Genomic DNA, 17,400 nt, shown 5'->3' with positions numbered 1-17,400 from the left:
ATTTATAGTAAGTACTTTTTTTATATACAAATGATTTATATTAATTATAAAGCTTATTAGAATTTATTTTTGCATAAATAGAGTTGGAATTTAATTAATAATCTAAAAATTAGAAAAAAAACTAAAAATATACTATAAATAAAATTTTTGATTTATACTTAAAGAAGTACGTAAATTCTATAAGAAGGTGATGAAAGTGAAAATTGACATTAAAAAACAAATAAAAAATATGAAAATATTTCTTATATCTGCAATAGCTATATTTTCATTTATGATATTTGGGAAAGAAAATGTTTTAATAGGAATTGCTACAGTTTCTATAGCAGCTAGCATGTTTGGGGAGAATCACACAATAAATGTTCCAAGAAGAATACTCATATTATCTTTGATACAAATAATTATAGGAGTTGCAGCTTATATTGCAAGTTTGGATATTTTTTTAGCATATATAGTTAGCTTATTTTTAAGCTTTTGGATATATTATAGATTTAGTTATGAACTTAAAACGCCAAAAACTGCTGGATTTATGATGTTATATATACTTTTACTTTATTATCCAGTAACAATTTCACAAATGCCTAAAAGGATATTAGCTCTTATATTTTCATCATTTGTGATAATGGTTTTATATTATATAATAACTAAATATAATTTTTATAAAGTGACTGATAAGCAAATTACAGGTGCTATAGACTTAATAAAAAAAGAGATAGATTTATTATTAGATAATAAAAATATAAAAGATGAAAATAAAAAAGTAAGTATATTACTTAAAACTATACAAATCAATATATATGAGGTTATAGAAAAATCTAGTAAAGAATTAGATGATATATATATATTAGAAGTAATAGTAATACTATTAAAAAAAATAAATACTACTCTAAGTTATATAACGGAAAATGAAATATATGAAGATAGATTACTAAAATTAAAATGTATTCTTGAAGACGTAAATTTATATATTTTAGGTAAAAAAGATATAGAAGATATTAAAATTAAATTTAGAAAATACTATAATGAACTAGAACTAGAAAATATAAAAGGTGATTTAGCTAGATATAACTACTATAACTTAAGGTTAGCTATAGATGAAACTTGCAGATACATAGAAGATAAATCTAGAGGAGATAAGATAAGAAAGAGATTAAATTTACAAAGAAAGCTAAAATCAAATATAGATATATTTAAAAATAATTTTAATATGTCATCTCTAAGATTTAATATAGCCTTAAAGGCTTCTTTAGTAATTTCTACATTTGTGTTTATAGTAGATTATTTTAATATATATGAAGGTAAGTGGATAGTACTTTCATTAGCTTTAATATTGCTTCCATATGCAGAACAAGGAAGTAAAAAGGCTATTGATAGAGTTGTAGGAACAGTTGTAGGTGCTATAATATTCGAATTAATATACAGAGTGATAGACAAAAATACAATACTAATCGGAGTCGTGTTTTTAATAGCATTATATTTTGCCTTATCTATAAAAAAATATAATATAAGATGTATATTTACCACTATGACTGCTATATTAGCTGTAAAAATGCTTCAACCAAGTGCTGTTATATTTAAATTATTAGAGGATAGAGTAATATTTGTTTTAATAGCAGCTATAGTTGCTTGGTTAGCTATGAATATGGTATTTCCATATAAAATTAAAAATGATATGAAAAATATTGTAAAAAAATATATAGATTTTGATAAGGAGACACTAGATTCAATAGTTCAAGGGACTATAAGTAAGAAGGATATAGAAACAATAACAATAAAAAATAATTATTTTTGGATGAGAATTAATTATATAAATAAACAGATGAAGTTAAGTTGTATTGAAGAGTTTTTAAGTAAGCAAAATGATATTTTTACAAATCTAAACTTTACTATACTAATAAGTGGAAGTTCTAAAGATAAGTCTATTTTAATAAAAAAACTGTTAGAAAAATTAAATCCAAATTTAGATGAAGAAGAACTATTTAAGATTTATAAAAATATTTTTGAAACTTCTAAAAATGACTTAGAAAAATCATTAATAATAAGTTTATATAGAATTTACTTAGATAAAAAAGAGATAGATATGCTTGAAAGTGAAATTATCGAAAAATTAAATATAGCTTAAATAATAAAAGTACTTTCTATAATTTTGAATAGATATAGAGAGTATTTTTTTATGTACAAGGATTTGGTACTAAGAATAAGACTGTTGATAACTCATATATAGAAGATACATAAATATATCAGAAAGTGTAAAAAAGTATTTTGAAGTGATTTGCTGACACATCGTTTAAGAGAAACAAATTTTTATTAAATATATTTACTGTATATAAAAAATATTTAATAAATGGTAGAATTAAGTAATATAAATATTTACATAAAATAGGGGGTTAATATGTATAGTTTAAAAAATGATTATAGCGAAGGGGCACATCCTAAAATACTTGAGGCAATAGTAAAGACTAACCTAGAACAAAGTGAAGGATATGGGAAAGACACTTATTGTGAAAAAGCAAGTGAATTAATAAAAGAAAAGTTAGAAAATGACAATGTAGATATACATTTTATATGTGGTGGAACTCAAACTAACTTAACAGCTATTTCTGCATTTTTAAGACCTTATGAAGCAGTAATATCAGCTAACACTGGTCATATATTAGTACATGAAACAGGAGCAATTGAATCCACTGGACATAAGGTTATCTCTGTTGAATCTACAGATGGTAAATTAAAAAAAGAAGATGTATTAGCAGTTCTTAAAGAACATACTGACGAGCATATGGTAAAGCCTAAACTTGTATATATATCTAATTCAACAGAAATAGGAACAATATATACTAAAAGCGAGCTAGAAGAATTAAGTTATGTTTGTAAAGAAAATAATTTATTATTGTATATGGATGGTGCGAGACTAGGTTCTGCATTATGTGCTAAAGAAAATGATTTAACTTTAAGTGATATTTCAACTTTAACAGATGCCTTTTATATAGGAGGTACTAAAAATGGTGCATTATTTGGAGAGGCTTTAGTTATATATAAGGATTCATTAAAAGATGAGTTTAGATTTAATATAAAGCAAAAAGGTGCAATGATGGCTAAGGGGAGATTACTTGGGATACAGTTTTTAGAGTTATTCACAGATGATTTATTCTTTGAAATAGGTAAACATGAAAATGATATGGCAGATATATTAAAAAAAGAAATTAGTGAATTAGGATATAAATTTTTAGTAGATTCACCATCTAATCAATTATTTCCAATATTTAAAAATGAAATCATAGAAAAATTAGAAGAAAATTATTCATTTAGTCTATGGAGCGAAATAGATGAAAATAGTTCATGTATAAGACTTGTTACATCTTGGGCAACACAAAAAGAAAATGTTATAAAATTTATTGAAGATTTGAAAAAATATTCTATCTAACAAATACTTCTTAAAAAATATTTTAGTGCTATATCTTAAATTATATAAAGAGGATATAGCACTATTTATATATTGAAAAACTATAAAAATAAATAAGGATAAAAGTTGCGATAGAGTAAATAAAAATTTAAAATTAGAGTATAGAGATTATATAGAAGTAAAGGTTTTAACATAAAAGAAGTAAAATTGACAGAAAAAAGTGATTATTATAGATCAGGTAGCATAAAAGAAAGAGTAGAAGAATTAGATAAACTAATATAAATACATTGAAATAAAAGTTTTATAAAGTTATTGGGGGGAGAACTATGTATACAAAAAATGTAAATCTAAAAAATAATAAAGTATTAACCATAAGAAAAGCATCACCATATGATGCAAAATATATTGTAGAGTATTTGAATATAGTTGGTGGAGAAAGTGATAATTTATTATTTGGTAAAAATGAGTTTCATTTGAGTGAACAAGATGAAGCAAAATATATTGGTAATATAAACTCTAGTGAAAATTCTATAATGATAATTGGAATTATAGATAACACTATTGTTAGTGTATGTCAACTATCAGCACCAAATAGAAAAAGAATAGAACATAATGTAAGTATAGCAATATCTGTTAGAAAAAGTCATTGGAACATAGGGGTAGGCAGTGCAATGATGAGTGAACTTATAGATTTTGCCAGAGAAAATGAGAATATAAAGAATATACATTTAGGTGTAAGAGATGAAAATATTAATGCAGTAAAGCTATATGAAAAATTTGGATTTAAAAAGATTGGATTACATAAAAATTGCATGAATATAGATGGGAAGTATTATGATGAAATATTGATGGACCTATATTTATAAAATTAAATGAATTTATAAATTAATATATCCTCTATAAGTAGATTTAGATGTGTAAAAATATGTTTGAATATGTAAAAAATGGTTATATATCTAATAATAAGGATTTATACTGATAATACATAGAGGAGGTGAAACTGTTATAAATTTTTATAACAGTAATATCATGAAATTTAATAAATCAGTAGCCATAGGGCTAGGTGTAATTGTAATATGTGGAGCGGGATTAAGTTATTGGCTTATGAGAAATAGTGAAGCAGTTTTATCACAAGAACAAGCACAAGAAATAATTCTACAAAAAGTACCAAATGGAAATATAGTAGAGATAGCTTATGAAAATGATGATACACCAAAATATAACTCAAAAGTATCTAAAGATAATGTAGTCTATGAAGTCGATGTAGATGCCAAAACTGGTGATATAGTTGAATATGAGCAAGAAATTATTCAAAATAACAATACAAACAATAAAACAAACAACAGTAGCGATAAATTAATAAGTGAAAAAGAGGCTAAAGATATAATGCTAAAAAAAGTTCCTGATGCTACTATAAAAAGTATCCATTTAGATAAAGAACATGATGGAGATGAATATAAAGGAATACTTGTAAAAGGTAATGAAAAATATGAAATAACTGTAAATGCTAAAACTAAAGAAGTAAAAGAATTTAGTCACGAAATGATAAGTAAAAGTGATAAAGAGTATGGAGAATTAGAGATAAATGACTAAAATAAAAAGTGTAATTATTTAATAAGAAATTACTAGATGATTACACTTTTCATTTTACTTTTATACATATAAAATATTGATGGTTATCATTATTATTATCAATTTTACTTATGGAAATAGTAATAATATAATATAGTTATAAATTAAACAATAAAAAAATTAAAATGCTCTTTACAAAGGAGGAATTAATATGAAAGACATTGCTGTAATAGGGGCAGGAGTAGTAGGTTGCGCTATAGCTAGGGAACTATCAAAATATGACTTAGATGTAGCTATAATAGATAGAAATAAAGATGTAGCTGAAGGAATATCAAAAGCTAATAGTGGTATTATTCATGGTGGACACAATGAGAAAAAAGGAACTTTAAAAGCTAAGCTAAATCTAAGAGGAAATGAGATGATGGATGATTTATCTAATAAATTACAATTTCCTTTTAAGAGAAATGGAGCTTTAGTATTAGCTTTTAATGAAGAAGAATTAGAAAGTATAAAAAGACTAAAGTTTAATGGAGAAGAAATAGGAGTTAAGGGATTAGAAATTTTAGAAAAAGAAGAAGTCTTAAGTATAGAAAAAAATATAAATAAAGATGTATTAGGGGCTTTACATGTAAAGACTTCAGGTATAGTAAGCCCATATGAAATGACTTTAGCTTTTGCTGAAAATGCAGTAGAAAATGGAGTTGATTTTATACTAGGAAAAGCTGTTGTAGATATAAAATTAGAAAATAATATATATAAAATACATTTAGAAAATAAAGAAGTAATAGAAAGTAAAATAGTTATAAATGCATCAGGATTATGTGGTGCACATTTAAATAATTTAGTTAGTGAAATTAAATATGAAATAGACCCTGTAAAAGGAGAATACTGTTTATTTGATAAAGTTTCAGGCAATTTATGTGAAAAGACTTTATTCCAAGTTCCAAGTAAATTAAGTAAAGGTGTATTAGTAACTCCTACAGTAGATGGAAATCTATTAGTAGGTCCAAATGCTAAACATAGTGATAATTTAGAAACTTCAAGAGAAGGTATAGATGAAATATTATATAAAAGCAAAAAAACTATAAAGGATATACCAGTAGATAGAATATTAAATACTTTTAGCGGACTAAGACCTAAAATAAGTGGTGAAGATTTTATAATTGAAGAAGCTAAAGATTGTAAAAATTTTATAAATGTAATAGGAATAGATTCACCAGGATTAACAGCAGCACCAGCTATTGGTGAGTACGTAATTGACATTTTATCAGATATGATTGATTTAAAGGAAAAAGAAAACTTTAAAGAAACTAGAGAAAAAATGATTAGAATGTCAGAGTTAAGCATAGAAGAGAAAAATAAATTAATAGCTATAAACCCATCATATGGAAAGATGATATGTAAATGTGAGTTTGTTACAGAAGGTGAAATAATAGATGCTATAAAAAGACCATTAGGTGCAACTACTCTTGATGGAATAAAAAGAAGAACTCGTGCAATGATGGGTGGATGCCAAGGAACAGGATGTATGATACCTATAAGTATGATATTAAGCAAAGAATTAGGAATAGATATAAGCGAAGTAAATAAAAATTCTAAATCTTCAACAGTTGTTGGATTTAAGGAGGATTAGGACCATGAGAGAATATGACTTAATTATAATTGGAGGAGGAGCTAGTGGTATAATATGTGCCATAGAAGCTTATAAAAAGGGAATAGAAAAAATATTATTAATAGAGAAAGATAATGTATTGGGTGGAAGTTTAAGTCTAGGAGACTACAATATAAGTAAAGAAAGATATATTACAGGGAAAAATTATAAAAGTTTTTTATTAAAAGAACTTGAGGGATGTGAAGTAGATATAAAACTAGATACAATGGCAATAAAGATAGAAGATGAAAATAAAGTACTTTGCACAAATCCAGCAAATGGTATAGAGAAGATAAAGGGAAAAAATATAATACTTGCAAATGGTGCTAAAGAAGGTTCAAGAAAAGCATTAGATATGGTAGGAGATAGATGTTCAGGAATACTTACTGTAGGTATGGCAAATAAAATATTTAATATGGGAAATATTGTACCAGGAAAAAATATACTTATATATGATAATAAAACACTATATATGATAAAAGATGAGTTAAAAAATAGACATATAAATGTAGTGGGTATAATATCTAAAGATAGCAATATAGATACTTATGGTTTAACTGATAAAGTATATTATAATTATGAAATAGATTCAATTTATGGAGAAGGAAGAATAGAAAGTGTTAAACTAGTCAAAGACGACAAAGAAGAAATAGTAAAATGTGATACATTAATATTTGCAAGACCTATGTTATCTGATGGTCTAGTTGCTATGAGAAGTAATATAAAATTAAATCCATTAACAACAGGTCCAGAGGTTGATGATAAATTTATGACTTCTATGGATAATGTATATGCTTGTGGAAATGGTATATATATACATGAGTATATAGAAGATATAGAAGAAGAATGTAGTAAACTTATTGATAATCTTTTATAAAATAAACTAATTAAAAACTATGAAGTATATAATTTATAGTAATATATATACTTCATAGTTTTTTGTTTAAGGATATTATATTTAAAAAGTAGCACCTAAGAATATTTAAGTAATATCTATAAGTGAAATATAAACATTATAGTATTATACAGTTTCTATTTTGTTAGCTGTAGAGCTATAATTAACCTGGTCTAAATTTTTATTAAATCTCTTTAAAAGCATAATTGATAATAATAATACTACTCCTTCAGAAGCTATTGTTGATATCCATATTCCATTACCACCGAAGATTAAAATCATTAGTATTAAAGATAAAGATACAGCAAAAAGACCTCTATTTAATGATATTATACAAGCATCAGTAGTTCTTTCTAATGATGCTAAAAATCCTGAAGTAACCACATTAAAGCCCAGTAACAAAAAAGATACTGAAAAAATCTTAAAAGTATTTTTTGTAAAGTTAAATAAATTTATATCAGATTTATCTATAAACATAAGTACTATAAAATCATCAAATAACATACATCCTATAAATATTAAAATTGAACATACTAAAACAACCTTAAGTGAAAGGTGAAGTAAATATTTTATAGAATCTTTATCATTAGTTCCATAATAATAACTACATAATGGTTGAATTCCTTGAGATATACCAAGCATAGTAGATAACACTAAAGTATTTATATAAGAAATAACACTATAACTTACTAAAGCATCTTCTCCTAAAAATTTAAGTATACATTGGTTAAATAAAAGTATAACAATACCTATACTTAACTCTGTAGTACAATCTGAAAACCCTATTGTCATTATTCTTTTAAAATAACTAAACTCAAATTTAAATTTACAAATTTTTAATTTAGAATTCTTACTTAAAAAATGGAACATAAAAAATACAAAAGAAAAAGCACGTGCAAGACCAGTAGCAAGTGCAGCACCTTCAACACCCCAGTTAAATTTTAAAACAAATACATAGTCAAGAACTATATTTGTTATAGCAGATATTACAACTCCTATAGTAGATAAATGGGGATAACCATCTGTTTTGATTAATACTTCTAGTGCATAACTTACTATGTAAAACACGATAAATAAAATTATAATACCTAAATAATTTTTAACCATAGGTAAAATACCAGGTGTAGCACCTAAAAATAAGGCTATTTCATCTAAAAATAATAAACTAATTATAGTTATAATAAAAGATATTATAACTAGCCCTATTATTGTCATAGTAAAATACTTACTAGCATTTTTAGTATCCTTGTTGCCAAGTTCCATAGATATAACGGCTGATGAGCCTATTGAAAACAAAACTGATAGAGCAAATATGAAGTTTGTATAAGGCATAGCTATATTAACAGCTGCAAGTGCATCTGGTCCAACTCCTTTACTAACAAACATTGCATCCACCATTACGTATAAAGCAGAAACCCACATGGAAGCAACAGAAGGAATTACATATTTAATAAATTTTTTGTTTAAGCCTTTGTTATTGATTTTTAATGTTATTGTAGACATAATATCAACTCCTTTCAAGAATTACTATAAACTATGGTATAATACACAGGTCAAATACTTTTTTAGAATTAAAAAACAATAATTAAATATATTTTATCAATATAATTATTGTTATAAGTTTAAAATAATGCATTGGTAATAATATGAGTAAGCTTAAATTAGTCAATAGAAAAGTTCAATACATATAAGTATATTCATTTAAAATAATCTTGTTACTAAAAATATAATTATATATTAATACAATATCTAGGGGGTTAATATGAAACGTTATTATAAAATTGGAGAATTAGTGAAAACTTACAATATAGGAAGAGATGCTATTAAATACTATGAAGAACTTGAAATATTAAAGCCAACTAGAGATAAAAATGGATATAGATTATATAGTATAGATGATGTATGTAAACTAAATTTAATAAGAGAACTTAGAAATTTAAATATACCTATGATAGAAATAAAAAAATATCTACAAAAGAGAGATGTAGAGTCTACTAAAAAAATGCTAAAAGAAGAAATGAACATAATTGAAAATAAAATAGAAATATTACTAAATCAAAAAAGAAATATTCAAAGTAGGCTAAATGTAATAGAACAAAGTATCAACAAAAATGATTTTGGAGCATTAAAAGTGAAATATTATGATGAGCGAAAAGCATTAGTAGTTGGAGGAAATGTAGATTGTAATGAAAGTGTAGATTATCTTATTCAAAAACTGAGAAAAGAACTTGAGGATAATTTTTATATAATAGGAAACAACAATATAGGTTCTATATTTGATAGTAAAAGTATAGAAAAAGGAATAATAGATAAGTATAAGCATGTAATTGCTTTTTTAGAAGATGATAGTGAAATATATAATTTTAACTTGGAAAAAGGGGACTATATAAGATGTACCTATAAAGGAAAATACGAAAATAATAGAAAATACTTAAAAGCTATGTATAATTATGCAAAAGAAAAAGGATATAAGATAGTAGATGACCCTATAGAAATATATGATGTTGATATATATGAGACTAGTGATGAAGATGAGTTTATAACTAGTTTACAAGTTAGAGTAGAGAAAATATAAAAGAACTATAAAATTAAATTACACAATTTACAATATATAACTTATATTGTAATGAAGAATTTATAATGCATGAGGTCTTAAATGAAAAGAAATTTAGAAAATATCTAGCTAGATAAAATGTAGTTTTACGTGAAGAAAGGCTACTTTCAATGTATTACAGAGTTTTATTTTACATATTTAGGGTATATTTAATCTAAAGATATAAAATAAAACTTTATAACATTTCATCACATAAGACTAAGGAGAGTAGACATGAGACAAGAAATAATAGACGTAGATGCTAGAAAGTACAAGACAGTAAGTTGCCCATGCTGTGGGAAAAATGACAAAATAGAATTAGAAAAAGTTTATAAAGATGATAATCACGATGATATATATAAGTATCTATGTGAGTATTGTAACATTACATTTGATTTAAAAAAAGAAGACAGACGTTATAAAAAAGACTCTAATAAGAATGAGTGGAAAGATGTAACAGAAGAAATGGAATATATAATGGGAATAAAAATGTAGGGGACATAAATATTAGATAAAATTTGTATAATTCAAAAGATGATTTGTGTTGTACAAATTTTATCTAATAACTAGGCATATATTAGTACCTAGTTATTTAGAATAAATAGTAGTGAACCGTATCACAAGTAACGGAGCGTGTTTTAAACGTTAAGTAAGAGAATACATTGCAATTATAAATTTATTTTTAAAACATATTGAACATGGTATTTATGATATTATAATAAACAACACTTTTTATACTTTTTTCCACTGCCACAAGGGCAAGGATCATTTCTTCCTATATTTGTTAAGATATAATCATTTGTTCTCCATGCAATTTGAATGTTTTTTATTTTTTCATGATAATATTTATTCCAAATTTTTACTGGTAGACCACCATGGTCTAATGTTGTTTTGCTATTTTTGTTATAGTCTATAAAACATACAAAATTCTCATTATTATTAAGTAACTCTTTGTTTTTTCTACTATCATGTCTATATACATTAATATATATAGATTCAGCTTCCATATCACCGTGTTTTATTTTTAATTTTGGAGAAGCTATATTCTTAACTTTTTTTAGCCATTCTATTGATTGATTAATCATACTTAGTATATCTTCTCTTTTATCTGTATCTCCTATAAATAAATGAGCTTTCAATCTTTTTCTGTCTTCTAGACTAGCATCTTTAACATTTTTAATAAAAAAAGTTTCGCATTTATATGTAGGATACCTATAATATTTTATTTCTTCTAAATCTAAATTTTCCTCAGAAGAATCCCATATCATAATTTCATTAGATTTAGTCAATTTATCTACAACATCTTCCATCTTTATTTTCTGATTCAATATGTCATCTAAATCATTACGTTTAAATCTAGCCCAACTAGTTAACATTCTTTCATTATCAAATGAAATCATGTATCTTTCATAATTTGGATACCTTTTAAATACCTGTACAGCTATTAAAAGTGAAGATTGTAATATAAAACTTTTATCTGTGTTTTTTATATATATGTGTACATTTAATTGGCTATTATCTATAGATTCATTAATACATTTGCATATAATAGAAGGAATACTGAGTTCCATACATAATAAATTTGAAGATACATAATTATTTTCATATTTATCTATATTTATTAGCTCTATATTACTATTTAGAAATTGACATATGGCGAATAATAATCCACTTGCTGTATCAAAAACATTATCTATAAGTTTATCAAATTCATAATCTGATAACTCTTTTGATAGAACTTTTCCTCCATTAGTATAATTAAACTCAATTCGTTTACCATCTTCTTTGAATAAAATACCACCATGATTTATAGCATTCCTTATATCTATGTCTATGTGTTTTACGACTTCTTCAAACCCATTACTTATTAGTGAATCACATATGGGTTTTAGTTTTTTTTGAACTGATAAATTTTTTTCTGTTGTTTCATCTAATATTAATATTATAACTCTTAATAAATTTGTTAGACATCCCTCTACAATAGATACATATGTAGGGATTCTATACATTCTATTTTTTATAACATCACTATAATTTATAGGTGATAAATCTTGTATGACTTTTGATAGTTCTATATATGAGTTATATCCTATAAAAAAATGCTTTAGGATATCATTATTTATAACTATTTTATGCGGGTTATTTATATTTAGCTTTTCTAAGTTTAATAAAGTATTTTTTCTTATAGAATCATTCCAATAATAACATGGATCGGTATTTAAAATATAATAAAGGGCATATAATATCTCTGGATTTACTATATCTATTGCTTCATCAAGTTTTTCATTTATTTGTTTAATTATTATTTCACTTTCATCTAAATTTCTATATCTTTCTCTAAGTAAATCATAAAAAGTTAACATTTATATTTCTCCCGTCTATAGATTATTTTAATATACAAAATAATTTCCTTAATATAAATTATACAAAATTATTATGTAGATATGTATATAACTTTGTATTATGAACTTGATACATACTATTCAATATTAGTTACATAAAGTTTTATTATAGCAATAAATTCTGATGAAAAAATTTTAGACTGTATAGCGAATTATAAATATCGTATTAGTACTAGTATTTAGGAAAGTATTATGAAATCATAAAGGAATAGAATAAACTGTGCTCCGTAGAGTAAGGTACGAAGAACCGTATCATAAATAACGGAGCTAGGACTTGTATAATTTAGTGAGCTATATAATTTATGAGATAAAAAATAACCCCTTAAAATTGACAAATCTGTCAATTCTAAAGGGATTATTTATTTAAAATGATTTAATTAACTCTTCTAACTTTTTAGATAAAGTTTTTGCACGTTCAAAATCAGTATCCTTTAAAGCAGAAGCTATTTCCATTTCAACTGATTTTTTCTTTTCTTCAATTTGCAGATAGTCTTTGTCAAAATGATTAGCATAAATCATCTTTCTAAATTTACGCATGCTCATTTTTCTAATTTTCTTATCTTCAATAAGTAAAACATAATCCGCACAGTTAACTATAAAATGATAATCATGAGAAATCATTAAAATAGCACCTTTGTAATCTGCTATGGCTTTTTCTAGAGCCATTTGAGAATAAATATCTAAGTGGCTTGTAGGCTCATCCATTAGTAACATATTTGCTTTACTAGCAGAAACCTTAGCCAATTGAAGTATATTTTTTTCTCCACCAGATAAAGATTCAATCTTTTGTGTAAGTATATCTGAATCAAAACCATATCTTGAAACATATCTTCTGATTTCACCATAAGTCTCAAATCCAACATCATAGAACTCTTGAAGTATTGTATTAGACTCATTTACTACTTCACTTTGCATTTGAGATAAGTAAGCTAGCTTAATGTTTTCATTTATTTTAATAGATTTATTATTATTTTTAAATATTTCTTTTAATAAAGTAGTTTTTCCTACACCGTTTGTACCAACAATAGCTACTTTATCAGTAGATTTTATCTCGAAGTTAACATTTTCTAAAAGAACTTCATCAAATGATATACCAAAATCACAAGTCTTTAAAGCAATAGTTTCTTCAATTTCATTATTTGTATCTAAATTGATATACGGTTGTTTAATATCCACAAATGGTGCTTTAATTTTTTTGGCTTCTAATCTTTCTTGGATTTTAACTCTAGCTTTTAGAGCTCTACCTCTAGAAGCTTCAGCATTATAGGTTGCTTTTTCTCTTAATATTTCGATTAAAGCTTCATTTCTCGCAATTTCTTCTTCATCAGCAATAACTAATTCTTGTAACTCGATTTTAGTTTGAAGAAGAGATAAGTTGTAATCAACATATCTACCATCAAATTCTTGTAGCTCTGTATTCTCAAGATGGATAATTTTATTAAAACAATGATTTAATAAATATCTGTTGTGTGTAATAACTAAAATTGTTTTCTTATGAGAATTAATTAAATTTTTAAGGGCGTTAAGATTCTCAAAATCTAAGAACACATCTGGCTCATCCATAATCATTAAATCTGGGTTATTAAGCATTTCCTTAATAACTTGAATAAGTTTAAATTCTCCACCACTAAGTTCAGATATCCTTTTATCTTTATGCTTAGTTAAATTTGCAAGATTTAGTTTCTTATTAATGTTACTTTCATAATCATCACCATCAATTGCATCAAATGCATCTAAAGCTTCTTGATACTTTTCTAGTAAAGCATCAATATCAGAAGATGTTTCCATTTCACTGCAAATAGATGATATTTCATCTTGTAGCTTGATAAATTGATCAGCTATATATTCGAAAACTGTAGTTTCTTTTATTTTGTCTAGTTGTAAGAACTGACTTACATACCCAATTCTTAAATTTGAATTCATTTCTAACTTACCATCAAATATATATTTTTCTGGATCCATTATTATATCTATAAGTGTACTTTTTCCGCTACCACTTGCTCCTATAAAAGCACAATGTTGACCATCTTCTAATGTAAATGAAACATTATTATATAGATCTCTTTGCGGAAGTGAGTAGGACAAGTTGTCAATTTTTATCATATAATTACCTCTCTTTATCATTTAAAAAATTCCCTTTGATTAAGCGATATGTCGCTAACGACCTAAAGGTCTGCTTTTTAATAAGATATAAAAAGAGCCTATAAAAATAAGCTCTTTAATATATAATCAATTATATATAGTAACGACATTTTTGATTTCTTTTGATAGCATAACACTTTTTAAGGATAATTTCAATTATTTAAAATTGGATTTTTTCAAAGTAAATCCAAGATGAATATTACATAGTAGAGATTTAAATTATGACAATATATTTGTTTCTAGCAAGTGTATTGTATTACTTTTTGCAATTCGTGATTGGATGAGTAATAAAAAAAGCGAAGATTCTAGAAGAGAAAGATTTGTTTAAGAAACACTTAAAGGTTGTTCTTTGGCCTTTGTCTAAATTCCATACCGAAGCTAACTCTTAAACTACTACACAACTAAATCAAACTCAGTAGTATCTGTTATAACTATCTTAGCTTCAACAATTTCCACTATATCACCCACATTAGGATCAAATATATTTTTCTCAACTATCATGTCCATAACTTTTTTTATTTCAGCTTCATCTACACCTTCTCTAGGATCATCAACTGATATAAAAACAACTCTTCAAAAAGTATTCTTAAAAGACATTACTAATCTCTTTGTAGTTTCCATTAACATACCTCCTTGCACATAAATTTATTAGATAATTAATTCAAGATAGTATTATCTTGCTTATTTATCTCAAGTTCATCGTGAACTTGCAAAGATAAAATAGCTCTTGTAATATCGAAAATATTTAAGCCTTCAAAGAAAGTATTTGAAATATGAACTGTTTCAAAGTGATTTATAAAGGGAATTAATTAAATTAGGAGCTATGGAAGAATTTTACTTTATAGTAGCAAAGATAAATATAAAAAATATTTAAATAAATATTAAAATATTTCAATAACAAATTAGAGGGTGGTTAGTATGAACAGATATTTAGATAAGCTTGAAAATTTACACATAGGAATAAGTGGCACATGTTTGGCATTTATAACACTTAGCAATTGCTGGTTAATTAAAGATATCGGTTATTTAAAACCAATTGCAATAACTATAGCAATAATAATGCTTTCATTAATGCTAATGAGAGTTATAAGATTTCCAAAAGTAATGTTAAAAGAATTAAGAGACCCAGTTATAGGAACATTTTATCCAACTATGGGTATGGTAACTTGGTTAGTTTCTGGATTTTTCTATCCACAATTTCCAACTGTATGCAGTGCTTTATGGTTAGGAGCAGTAGTATATCATTATGCTATTGTAGTATATTATACAATAATAAGAATTAAAGAAAAGAACTTTAATAATATAATGCCAACTTGTTTTATCATATACACAGGTATGATAACAGGAAGTGTGGCAAGTAAAGGAATGGGAGGAATAATTCCACCAATAGCAAACTTTATGCTTATGTTTGGATTTATATTTTACACATTATTATTACCATTAGTTCTTTATATAGTATTTAAAAGTGAGATACTAGATGATAAAAAATTACCTACTGTTGGTATAATTTGTTCACCAGCTCCACTTGGAATAGTTGGGATATTAACTATAGATCCAAATCCAAATATATATATGCTAACTTGGTTAATAATAACTGGATTAATACTTCTAGTAGTTGTTTACGGATATATACTAAAGCTTTTCAAAGAAGGATTTAAACCAACATATGCAGCTTTTACATTCCCATTAGCAATTGCAACATTAGCAGCTTTTAAATTATCAACATATTTTGGAACAATAGGTTATAAAATAATAGGAAATGTATTTGAATTATTAGGAAATATAGAAATATTTATAGCAACATATGTAGTATTCTTTATATTATTAAATTTTATAAATCTATTTTTCAAAGCAATAAATCCAAGATTTGGAGCTTATTTAGAAAAAGAAGAAGAATTAATTGGTGGAACTATATATTCTAATGAAAAATAATAAAAGTGTAAGAAATATTTGATAAGAAGGATGTATAAATAGGAATTTTATACGTTTAAAATAATGGAGGAGATATATATGTCTCAAATGACTAAAAAATCATTTGCTGCATCTTTGAAAAAAATGTTAGCCCAAAAATCATTGGAAAAGATAAAAGTAATAGATATAACAGAAGATTGTGGAGTAAATAGGCAGACATTTTATTATCATTTCAAGGATATTTACGATTTATTAGATTGGGTTTACACATATGAAGCAACAAGAGCTTTAGATGGGAAAAAGACATATGATACTTGGCAACAGGGATTTGAACATATATTTGACTACATACTAGAGAATAAATCTTTTGTATTAAATACATTCAACTCTGTAAGTAGAGAACATCTAGAACGTTACTTATATAATGAAGTACAATTACTTCTTATTGGAGTAGTAGAAGAAAAGGCAAAAGATATGGCAGTTAGGGAAAAAGATAAAGAATTTATTGCAGATTTTTATAAGTATGCATTTGTAGGCCTTGTGCTTGAATGGATTAAAAAAGGAATGAAAGAAAACCCTAAAGATATTATTAGGCGATTGAATACATTGATTTGTGGAAATATTGAAGAGGCTTTAGAGCGATATAGAACAGATAAAGGGGATTAGTACAAAAAATAAACTAGACAAATACTATTATTTGTCTAATTTTTTTACAGATTTATAGTTATGTTTAAAATTTTTACAAAGCCTTAATATTGTCTATATAATAAAATTTTAAATGGGAGTATTATATTAATAAATAAATTACTAAAGCTTTTATCATAAATAAGCTTTAAA

14 protein-coding genes are annotated in these 17,400 nt (G+C 25.2%); 10 read left to right on the top strand and 4 right to left on the bottom strand.

Going from position 1 to position 17,400, the window contains the following annotated elements; translation table 11 throughout:
- Positions 1 to 196 precede the first annotated feature (196 nt).
- From I4U89_RS15940 to I4U89_RS10340, 6 genes are all read left to right on the top strand, one after another.
- Entirely contained in the window at positions 197 to 2,119 is a 1,923-nt protein-coding gene (locus tag I4U89_RS15940; RefSeq protein WP_195940301.1) for an FUSC family protein, read from the top strand.
- 270 nt (positions 2,120 to 2,389) lie between these two features.
- On the top strand, positions 2,390 to 3,418 hold the full coding sequence (locus I4U89_RS10360) for a threonine aldolase family protein (protein ID WP_195940300.1): 1,029 nt from the start codon (positions 2,390 to 2,392) through the stop codon (positions 3,416 to 3,418).
- Positions 3,419 to 3,723: 305 nt separating this feature from the next.
- Complete coding sequence (locus I4U89_RS10355; protein ID WP_195940299.1) at positions 3,724 to 4,263, top strand: GNAT family N-acetyltransferase; 540 nt, start codon at positions 3,724 to 3,726, stop codon at positions 4,261 to 4,263.
- Between the two features lie 163 nt (positions 4,264 to 4,426).
- Positions 4,427 to 4,990, top strand: coding sequence for a PepSY domain-containing protein (locus tag I4U89_RS10350; RefSeq protein WP_195940298.1), 564 nt, complete (start codon positions 4,427 to 4,429; stop codon positions 4,988 to 4,990).
- A 190-nt stretch (positions 4,991 to 5,180) separates the two neighbouring features.
- A complete protein-coding gene (locus I4U89_RS10345; RefSeq protein WP_195940297.1) occupies positions 5,181 to 6,602 on the top strand; it encodes an NAD(P)/FAD-dependent oxidoreductase in 1,422 nt (473 codons plus the stop codon).
- 4 nt (positions 6,603 to 6,606) lie between these two features.
- On the top strand, positions 6,607 to 7,497 hold the full coding sequence (locus tag I4U89_RS10340) for an FAD-dependent oxidoreductase (protein ID WP_195940296.1): 891 nt from the start codon (positions 6,607 to 6,609) through the stop codon (positions 7,495 to 7,497).
- Between the two features lie 144 nt (positions 7,498 to 7,641).
- Here I4U89_RS10340 and I4U89_RS10335 read toward each other — a convergent pair whose 3' ends face one another.
- On the bottom strand, positions 7,642 to 9,018 hold the full coding sequence (locus I4U89_RS10335) for an MATE family efflux transporter (protein WP_195940295.1): 1,377 nt from the start codon (positions 9,016 to 9,018) through the stop codon (positions 7,642 to 7,644).
- A gap of 259 nt (positions 9,019 to 9,277) precedes the next feature.
- On the opposite strand from I4U89_RS10335, the gene I4U89_RS10330 reads away from it, so the two are divergent.
- The gene (locus I4U89_RS10330) at positions 9,278 to 10,090 is read left to right on the top strand and encodes a MerR family transcriptional regulator (protein ID WP_195940294.1); all 813 of its coding nucleotides are present in this window, start codon (positions 9,278 to 9,280) and stop codon (positions 10,088 to 10,090) included.
- A 252-nt stretch (positions 10,091 to 10,342) separates the two neighbouring features.
- On the top strand, positions 10,343 to 10,603 hold the full coding sequence (locus tag I4U89_RS10325; RefSeq protein WP_195940293.1) for a hypothetical protein: 261 nt from the start codon (positions 10,343 to 10,345) through the stop codon (positions 10,601 to 10,603).
- Positions 10,604 to 10,821: 218 nt separating this feature from the next.
- Here I4U89_RS10325 and I4U89_RS15710 read toward each other — a convergent pair whose 3' ends face one another.
- The 3 genes from I4U89_RS15710 to I4U89_RS15705 all read right to left on the bottom strand — a co-directional run bounded on the left by I4U89_RS15710 (position 10,822) and on the right by I4U89_RS15705 (position 15,213).
- Entirely contained in the window at positions 10,822 to 12,471 is a 1,650-nt protein-coding gene (locus I4U89_RS15710; protein ID WP_243279196.1) for a YecA family protein, read from the bottom strand.
- Positions 12,472 to 12,873: 402 nt separating this feature from the next.
- Positions 12,874 to 14,613 (bottom strand): ABC-F family ATP-binding cassette domain-containing protein, encoded by a 1,740-nt coding sequence (locus I4U89_RS10315; RefSeq protein ID WP_195940292.1) that lies wholly within the window; start codon positions 14,611 to 14,613, stop codon positions 12,874 to 12,876.
- Positions 14,614 to 15,045: 432 nt separating this feature from the next.
- Complete coding sequence (locus I4U89_RS15705; protein WP_195940471.1) at positions 15,046 to 15,213, bottom strand: DUF2922 domain-containing protein; 168 nt, start codon at positions 15,211 to 15,213, stop codon at positions 15,046 to 15,048.
- Positions 15,214 to 15,570: 357 nt separating this feature from the next.
- Between I4U89_RS15705 and I4U89_RS10305 the strand changes: the two genes are divergently transcribed.
- Complete coding sequence (locus tag I4U89_RS10305; protein WP_195940291.1) at positions 15,571 to 16,584, top strand: TDT family transporter; 1,014 nt, start codon at positions 15,571 to 15,573, stop codon at positions 16,582 to 16,584.
- 78 nt (positions 16,585 to 16,662) lie between these two features.
- A complete protein-coding gene (locus I4U89_RS10300; protein ID WP_195940290.1) occupies positions 16,663 to 17,229 on the top strand; it encodes a TetR/AcrR family transcriptional regulator in 567 nt (188 codons plus the stop codon).
- Positions 17,230 to 17,400 lie beyond the last annotated feature (171 nt).

This window comes from Romboutsia sp. 1001713B170131_170501_G6, assembly GCF_015668195.1.
Taxonomy (GTDB): Bacteria; Bacillota; Clostridia; order Peptostreptococcales; family Peptostreptococcaceae; genus Romboutsia_C.
The sequence above is the reverse complement of the archived record's forward strand: the minus strand, read 5'-3'. Positions and strand labels throughout refer to the sequence as shown.

Bases quoted from the DNA above. Each gene is read 5' to 3' on its own strand.
- I4U89_RS10305 (WP_195940291.1), top strand. From the start codon at position 15,571: ATGAACAGATATTTAGATAAGCTTGAAAATTTACACATAGGAATAAGT.
- I4U89_RS10355 (WP_195940299.1), top strand. From the start codon at position 3,724: ATGTATACAAAAAATGTAAATCTAAAAAATAATAAAGTATTAACCATA.
- I4U89_RS10345 (WP_195940297.1), top strand. From the start codon at position 5,181: ATGAAAGACATTGCTGTAATAGGGGCAGGAGTAGTAGGTTGCGCTATA.
- I4U89_RS15710 (WP_243279196.1), bottom strand. From the start codon at position 12,471: ATGTTAACTTTTTATGATTTACTTAGAGAAAGATATAGAAATTTAGAT.
- I4U89_RS10325 (WP_195940293.1), top strand. From the start codon at position 10,343: ATGAGACAAGAAATAATAGACGTAGATGCTAGAAAGTACAAGACAGTA.
- I4U89_RS10340 (WP_195940296.1), top strand. From the start codon at position 6,607: ATGAGAGAATATGACTTAATTATAATTGGAGGAGGAGCTAGTGGTATA.
- I4U89_RS10315 (WP_195940292.1), bottom strand. From the start codon at position 14,613: ATGATAAAAATTGACAACTTGTCCTACTCACTTCCGCAAAGAGATCTA.
- I4U89_RS10335 (WP_195940295.1), bottom strand. From the start codon at position 9,018: ATGTCTACAATAACATTAAAAATCAATAACAAAGGCTTAAACAAAAAA.
- I4U89_RS10300 (WP_195940290.1), top strand. From the start codon at position 16,663: ATGTCTCAAATGACTAAAAAATCATTTGCTGCATCTTTGAAAAAAATG.
- I4U89_RS10350 (WP_195940298.1), top strand. From the start codon at position 4,427: ATGAAATTTAATAAATCAGTAGCCATAGGGCTAGGTGTAATTGTAATA.
- I4U89_RS10360 (WP_195940300.1), top strand. From the start codon at position 2,390: ATGTATAGTTTAAAAAATGATTATAGCGAAGGGGCACATCCTAAAATA.
- I4U89_RS10330 (WP_195940294.1), top strand. From the start codon at position 9,278: ATGAAACGTTATTATAAAATTGGAGAATTAGTGAAAACTTACAATATA.